This window comes from Streptomyces sp. NPDC054956, assembly GCF_053609185.1.
Map to the genome: position 1 here is coordinate 1 of NZ_JBSGXB010000386.1, position 6,249 is coordinate 6,249.

Annotated in this window: 5 protein-coding genes and 1 pseudogene; 5 read left to right on the forward strand and 1 reads right to left on the reverse strand. The window is 73.8% G+C overall.

Going from position 1 to position 6,249, the window contains the following annotated elements; all coding sequences use genetic code 11:
• Positions 1 to 40 precede the first annotated feature (40 nt).
• Positions 41 to 1,384, reverse strand: coding sequence for a UDP-N-acetylglucosamine 1-carboxyvinyltransferase (gene murA / locus ACWGDE_RS34725; RefSeq protein WP_453393046.1), 1,344 nt, complete (start codon positions 1,382 to 1,384; stop codon positions 41 to 43).
• Between the two features lie 275 nt (positions 1,385 to 1,659).
• Here murA and ACWGDE_RS34730 point away from each other — a divergent pair, with 275 nt between their 5' ends.
• The 5 genes and pseudogenes from ACWGDE_RS34730 to ACWGDE_RS34750 all read left to right on the forward strand — a co-directional run.
• The gene (locus ACWGDE_RS34730; RefSeq protein WP_453393047.1) at positions 1,660 to 2,220 is read left to right on the forward strand and encodes a YqgE/AlgH family protein; all 561 of its coding nucleotides are present in this window, start codon (positions 1,660 to 1,662) and stop codon (positions 2,218 to 2,220) included.
• A gap of 28 nt (positions 2,221 to 2,248) precedes the next feature.
• Positions 2,249 to 2,533, forward strand: a complete 285-nt coding sequence (locus tag ACWGDE_RS34735) for a DUF3039 domain-containing protein (protein ID WP_112448118.1) — start codon at positions 2,249 to 2,251, stop codon at positions 2,531 to 2,533.
• A 150-nt stretch (positions 2,534 to 2,683) separates the two neighbouring features.
• Entirely contained in the window at positions 2,684 to 4,333 is a 1,650-nt protein-coding gene (locus ACWGDE_RS34740; protein WP_453393048.1) for a beta-N-acetylhexosaminidase, read from the forward strand.
• A 334-nt stretch (positions 4,334 to 4,667) separates the two neighbouring features.
• Positions 4,668 to 5,591: an FAD binding domain-containing protein gene (locus ACWGDE_RS34745; RefSeq protein ID WP_214953961.1), complete on the forward strand. Its 924-nt coding sequence runs from the start codon at positions 4,668 to 4,670 to the stop codon at positions 5,589 to 5,591.
• Positions 5,588 to 6,249 (forward strand): annotated as a pseudogene (locus tag ACWGDE_RS34750) (hypothetical protein); the annotation flags it as partial. The gene ACWGDE_RS34745 and the pseudogene ACWGDE_RS34750, both read left to right, overlap by 4 nt.

The following is a 6,249-nucleotide window of genomic DNA, read 5'->3' on the forward strand; positions in this document are numbered from 1 at the left end:
GGGGGGCGGGCGGGCCCCCCCCCCCCCCCCCACGGCCGGGTCAGACGAGGTCGCCGCCCGGGAGCTCGACCTTGGCGCCCAGCTCCACGAGCTTCTCCATGAAGTTCTCGTAGCCGCGGTTGATCAGGTCGATGCCGTGGACCCGCGAGGTGCCCTCGGCGGCCAGCGCGGCGATCAGGTACGAGAACCCGCCGCGCAGGTCGGGGATGACCAGGTCGGCGCCCTGGAGCCGGGTGGGCCCGGAGACGACCGCCGAGTGCAGGAAGTTGCGCTGGCCGAAGCGGCAGGCGCTGCCGCCCAGGCACTCCCGGTAGAGCTGGATGTGCGCGCCCATCTGGTTGAGCGCCGAGGTGAAGCCGAGGCGGGACTCGTAGACCGTCTCGTGGACGATCGAGAGGCCGGCGGCCTGGGTCAGCGCCACGACCAGCGGCTGCTGCCAGTCGGTCTGGAAGCCGGGGTGGACGTCGGTCTCCAGTGCGATGGCGTTGAGCGGGCCGCCCGGGTGCCAGAAGCGGATGCCGTCGTCGTCGATCTCGAACGCGCCGCCGACCCGGCGGAACGTGTTGAGGAAGGTCATCATCGAACGCTGCTGCGCGCCGCGCACGTAGATGTTTCCGCCGGTCGCCAGCGCGGCGGACGCCCAGGAGGCGGCCTCCAGGCGGTCCGGGAGCGCCTTGTGGTTGTAGCCGCTCAGGCGGTCCACACCGGTGATCCGGATGGTCCGGTCGGTGTCGACGGAGATGATGGCGCCCATCTTCTGCAGGACGCAGATGAGGTCCTCGATCTCCGGCTCCACGGCGGCGTTGCTGAGCTCGGTGACGCCCTCGGCCAGGACGGCCGTCAGCAGCACCTGCTCGGTCGAGCCGACCGAGGGGTAGGGCAGGCGGATCTTGCAGCCGCGCAGCCGCTGCGGGGCTTCCAGGTACTGGCCGCCCTCGCGCTTCTCGATGGTCGCGCCGAACTGGCGCAGCACGTCGAAGTGGAAGTCGATCGGCCGGCCGCCGATGTCGCAGCCGCCCAGGCCCGGGATGAAGGCGTGGCCGAGGCGGTGCAGCAGCGGACCGCAGAACAGGATCGGGATGCGCGAGGAGCCGGCGTGCGCGTCGATGTCGGCCACGTTGGCGCTCTCGACGTGCGTGGGGTCGAGGACCAGCTCGCCCGGCTCGTCGCCCGGACGGACGGTCACCCCGTGCAGCTGCAGCAGCCCGCGCACGACCCGTACGTCACGGATGTCGGGAACGTTGCGCAGCCGGCTGGGCTCGCTGCCGAGCAGGGCCGCGACCATCGCCTTCGGTACGAGGTTCTTCGCGCCGCGGACACGGATCTCGCCCTCGAGCGGGGTTCCGCCGTGGACAAGCAGTACATCGTCACTGATGCCGGTCATGAATCTCGCGTTCCGGAGAGGGGTGGGCAGGGGGCCAAGTCAAAAGGGTAAGGGGCACGACCCCCCTGTTCGTGTGGCTGACGGGGCCGTAGGACTGTCATGAATTCGCCACAACACCCTGGGTGCCCGCCAGGTGGCGGAGCGTCTCCTTCCGCGCGGGTTCCCGGCCGGTGGTGCGTGCGCGCCCCGTACTGCCGCGGTGCGCCCTGAGCTGCGCAAGGTCCGATCATCGCGTCGGGTCCCCCTCACGGGCGAATGTGCGAGACCATGTCGGCATGACCGAGGTGTCCTCCCTCACAGGGCGGCTGCTCGTGGCCACCCCCGCCCTCGCGGACCCGAACTTCGACCGCGCGGTGGTGCTGCTGCTCGACCACGACGAGCAGGGCTCGCTCGGCGTCGTCCTCAACCGGCCCACCCCGGTGGGCGTCGGGGACGTCCTGCTGCCCTGGGCCGCGCTGGCCGGCGCCCCCGGAGTGGTCTTCCAGGGCGGCCCGGTGGCCCTGGACTCCGCGCTGGGCCTGGCGGTCATCCCGGGCGAGGAGGGTCCGCTCGGCTGGCGCCGCGTGCACGGGGCGATCGGCCTGGTGGACCTGGAGGCCCCGCCGGAACTCCTCGCGGCGGCCCTGGGCGGCCTGCGCATCTTCGCCGGGTACTCGGGCTGGGGCCCGGGGCAACTGGAGGAGGAACTGGGCGGCGGAGCCTGGTACGTGGTGGACTCCGAACCCGGGGACGTCTCCTTCCCCGATCCGGAACGGCTGTGGCGCGCGGTCCTGCGGCGCCAGCGCAGCGAGCTGGCGATGGTGGCCACCTATCCGGACGACCCGTCGCTCAACTGACCCGGGCGGGGTTCAGTACGCTTGCTCCATGAGCACTCTTGAGCCCGATCGCGGGACTGGTACGGGGACCCTCGTAGAGCCGACGCCGCAGGTGTCCCACGGCGACGGCGACCACGAGCGCTTCGCCCACTACGTCCAGAAGGACAAGATCATGGAGAGCGCGCTCGGGGGCACCCCCGTCGTCGCGCTCTGCGGCAAGGTCTGGGTCCCGGGCCGGGACCCGAAGAAGTACCCGGTCTGCCCCATGTGCAAGGAGATCTACGAGTCCATGGGCCCCGGCGGGGACAAGGACAAGGGCGGCAAGGACAAGTAGTCCGGCCCACCCTGAGCGGGACCAAGGCCCTCGATGCGCTGATGTGCGTCCGGGGGCCTTTTCCGTGCCCGGGGGGCGGGTTAGGGTCGCCGCGTAAGCGCCATGTGAAACGTACGTTGCACATGCTGCAACGGTGGAGGAGTCGAGGCCATGCCCGAGTTGATCCCGCAGCCGCGGTACGCGCGATTCCCGGCCGGCGCCGGCACCTGCGAGCTCACCGACCCGCTGCTCCAGGCCGGACCCGGCACCGGGGCCACGGCGCGCTGGCTGCGCCGCGAGCTCGGCGCGGCCACCGGGTGGGAGCTTCCGGCCCCGGTGGCGGGGGCGTCGTACGGCGACCGCCCGGTGATCCGGCTCGCGCTGCGCCCGGAGATCGCGCGGGGCACCGGCGCCGAGTCGTACGAACTCCATGTGGCGCCCGGCTTCGTACTCCTGGAGGGGGCCGACGGGGCGGGCCTCTTCTATGCGGCCCAGACGCTGCGTCAGCTGCTCGGGCCCGGCGCGTACCGGCGGGCGCCGCTGCCGGGGGCGGTGTGGCGGCTGCCGTACGGGGACCTGCTGGACGGCCCCCGCTTCGGCTGGCGCGGCCTGATGCTCGACGTGGCCCGGCACTTCATGCCGAAGGACGGGGTGCTGCGGTACATCGACCTGCTCGCCGCCCACAAGCTCAACGTGCTGCACCTGCACCTGACGGACGACCAGGGCTGGCGGGTGGAGATCGAGCGGTACCCCCGGCTCACCGAGGTCGGCGCCTGGCGGGCGCGCAGCCGGTGGGGGCACCGGGCCTCGCCGCTGTGGAACGAGACCCCGCACGGCGGCTTCTACACCCGGGACGACATCCGCGAGATCGTCGCGTACGCCGCCGAGCGGCACGTGCGGGTGGTGCCCGAGATCGACGTACCGGGCCACTCGCAGGCCGCGATCGCCGCCTACCCGGAGCTCGGGAACACCGACGTGGTGGACACGGCCGCGCTGGAGGTGTGGGACGACTGGGGGATCAACGAGAACGTGCTCGCGCCCACCGAGGCCGTCCTGCGGTTCTACGAGGGCGTCTTCGAGGAGCTGCTGGAGCTGTTCCCCGTCGAGGTCTCGCCCTTCGTGCACATCGGCGGCGACGAGTGCCCCAAGACGCAGTGGAAGGCCTCGGCGGCGGCGCAGGAGCGCATCCGGGAGCTGGGGGTCGACGGCGAGGACGGACTGCAGTCCTGGTTCATCCGGCACTTCGACGGCTGGCTCGCGGAGCGCGGGCGCCGGCTCATCGGATGGGACGAGATCCTGGAGGGCGGGCTGGCCCCCGGCGCGGCCGTCTCCTCCTGGCGCGGGTACGCGGGCGGGATCGCCGCCGCCGAGGCCGGCCACGACGTGGTGATGTGCCCGGAGCAGCAGGTGTACCTGGACCACCGTCAGGCGGGCGGCGAGGACGAGCCGATGCCCATCGGGTTCGTCCGGACACTGGAGGATGTGTACCGGTTCGAGCCGGTTCCGCCAAAGCTGTCGGAAGAGGCCGCGGCCCACGTGCTCGGCGCCCAGGCCAACGTGTGGACCGAGGTGATGGAGAACCAGAGCCGCGTCGACTACCAGGCGTTCCCGCGGCTCGCGGCCTTCGCCGAGGTGGTGTGGTCCCGGCTGCCGGAGCCGGCGGAGCGGGACTACGCGGACTTCGAGGCGCGGATGGCGGAGCACTACCGGCGCCTGGACGTGCTCGGGGTCGAGTACCGGGCGCCCGGCGGGCCGTTGCCGTGGCAGCGCCGGCCCGGGGTGCTCGGGCGCCCGATCGAGGGAGCACCCCCGAACGTGTGACGACCCCCCGTGCGGATGAGGCGGGGCCGCAGGACGGCGGGTGCCCCGGGCGTCGGCCCGGCGGTTGTGGTGCCTCCGCGGTGCGTCCGTGGTGCGTCCGCGGTGCGCCCGCGCGGCGCCCGAGGCCCGTCCGCCCGGCGGTTGCCGCCCCTCCGCCCGGCGGTTCCGCCGCGTGCGCCGCGTACGTCCCGGTCCGGCCCCCGCCCCGGTGCGGACCCTCGCGTCCGGTGCTCCGGAAGATGTGCCAGAGTTGCCACGTCCCGGCGGTGAGCACGTACCGTACGGCGGACAGGCGTGAGCGCCAGGACCGGGACATCGGGAAGGGGCAGCTGGGTTGACCACGCACGCACCGCAGGCACGGGACACGTCCCAGGGGCCCCGGGACGACCCGCAGGCGGGGAACGCGGCGCAGTCCGTGACGCTGCCGACCTCGCTCGACGAGGCCGTGGCGGCGCTCGCCGCCATGCCCGCCGCCGTCCCCGTGGCGGGCGGCACCGACCTCATGGCCGCCGTCAACGCCGGACTGCTGCGGCCCGCCGCCCTGGTGGGCCTCGGCCGGATCAACGAGATCCGCGGCTGGCAGTACCAGGACGGCCACGCGCTGCTCGGCGCCGGCCTCACCCACGCCCGGATGGGCCGCCCGGACTTCGCCGCCCTGATCCCGGCCCTGGCCGCCGCCGCGCGCGCCGCGGGCCCCCCGCAGATCCGCAACGCCGGCACGCTGGGCGGCAACATCGCCACCGCCGCGCCGACGGGTGACGCGCTGCCCGTGCTGGCCGCGCTGGAAGCCGTGCTCGTCATCGTCGGGCCGGGCGGTTCGCGCCGCGAGATCCCGGTCTCGCACCTGCTGGCCGGGCGGGAGATGCTGCGCCCCGGGGAGTTGATCGGCTTCGTGCGGGTGCCGTTGCTGCACGCGCCGCAGGTGTTCCTGAAGGCCACGGGCCGTACCGGACCGGGGCGCGCGGTCGCGTCCGTGGGGCTCGTACTGGACCCAGCGCGCCGGGGAGTGCGCTGCGCGATCGGCGCGGTCGCCCCGATGCCCCTGCGCCCGCTGGAAGCCGAGCAGTGGGTGGCTTCGTTGATCGACTGGGACGGGGACCGCAGCCTGGCCCCCGAGGCGCTGGAAGCCTTCGGCGAGTACGTCGCGGCCGCGTGCGTACCCGACCAGGGGGAACCGGTGGCTCCCGGAGTACTGCATTTGCGGCGGACGGTGGCCGTGCTGGCACGGAGGGCCCTGGGGAGGGCGCTGAGCTCATGAGTGAGAACGAGAACACGGGTCCCACGGGTCCCGCTTGGGGCTGGGAGCCGGTGCCGCACGGCGGCGAGTACGACTCCGAAGCGACGGCCTTCGTGAAGCTGCCGCAGGACATGCTGGACGCGCTCGGCACCGGGGAGCCGCTGGCCGCGCCCGGGCACGGCTACGTGCCGCCGCCGATGATCGTGCCGCTGGGCACGGCGAGCACCGACCCCTCGGCCACGGGCACGTGGACGATCCCGGTGCAGTGGCCGGAGGCCGGCGCCGCGGCTCCGGTGGACGCGGGTGCCGCCTCGGGCGCCGCTTCCGCTTCGGGCGCTCAGGCGGCCGGGGCGCGGGCGCCGATCCCGGCGTCGGTGCCGATCCCGGCCGCGGTGGCCGCGGCGTTCGCCGAGCCCGCCCCGGAGCCGGTCGAGGAGTCCGCCCCGGCGAACCCCGGCGGCCCGCGCGAATCGGGGGAGACCGCCGAGTGGCGGTTCCCCGAGGCGGCGGCGAGCGATGTGTGGACACCGGGCGGCACGGGGGACACGGGCAGCTTCGGGCAGCTCGCGGGCGACACGGGCGATTTCGGGAACCTGGCCGGTGACACGGGCAGCTTCGGGAACCTGGCCGGTGACACGGGCAGCTTCGGGAACCTGGCCGGTGACACGGGCAGCTTCGG

Bases quoted from the DNA above. Each gene is read 5' to 3' on its own strand.
- murA (WP_453393046.1), bottom strand. From the start codon at position 1,384: ATGACCGGCATCAGTGACGATGTACTGCTTGTCCACGGCGGAACCCCG.
- ACWGDE_RS34730 (WP_453393047.1), top strand. From the start codon at position 1,660: ATGACCGAGGTGTCCTCCCTCACAGGGCGGCTGCTCGTGGCCACCCCC.
- ACWGDE_RS34735 (WP_112448118.1), top strand. From the start codon at position 2,249: ATGAGCACTCTTGAGCCCGATCGCGGGACTGGTACGGGGACCCTCGTA.
- ACWGDE_RS34740 (WP_453393048.1), top strand. From the start codon at position 2,684: ATGCCCGAGTTGATCCCGCAGCCGCGGTACGCGCGATTCCCGGCCGGC.